Here is a 511-nt window from a genome sequence, read left to right as displayed (position 1 = left end):
GGCTCGTATCTTTGTCGAATTTTACCAAAATACTCCCCTCTTGGTGCAGTTTGTCATCGTTTTCTATGGTTTACCTCTCATCAGTGACCATACCATCATGATTCCGATTTATTGGACAGCTGTTCTCTGCGTGGGACTCTATCACGGTGCCTATATTGCTGAGGTGATTCGTTCAGGGATTCAGTCTATTCCTAGTGGTCAGATGGAGGCCGCCTTGTCGCAAGGTTTTACCTATATCAGTGCTATGCGCTTGATTATCTTGCCACAAGCTTTCCGTATCATTCTCCCACCTTTGACCAACCAAATCGTTAATCTTATCAAGAATACTTCAACGGTTGCTATCATCTCCGGAGTGGACTTGATGTTTGTGACCAAGTCTTGGTCGGCTCTCAACGGAAATTATATCCCAGCCTTTTTAGGTGCTGCTCTTCTCTACTTTGCCCTATGCTTCCCTGTTGCCCAATTTGGTCGCAAGATGGAGCAAGCCAACAAAAAAGCCTATTCACTTTAG

General features: G+C 44.8%; 1 protein-coding gene. It reads left to right on the top strand.

The window, feature by feature from the left end:
• A partial coding sequence (locus tag D8863_RS11000) for an amino acid ABC transporter permease (RefSeq protein WP_142999507.1) occupies positions 1-511 on the top strand: 511 nt, incomplete at its 5' end.

Source organism: Streptococcus oralis, assembly GCF_003943825.1.
GTDB lineage: Bacteria > Bacillota > Bacilli > Lactobacillales > Streptococcaceae > Streptococcus > Streptococcus oralis_CD.
The sequence above is the reverse complement of the archived record's forward strand: the minus strand, read 5'-3'. Positions and strand labels throughout refer to the sequence as shown.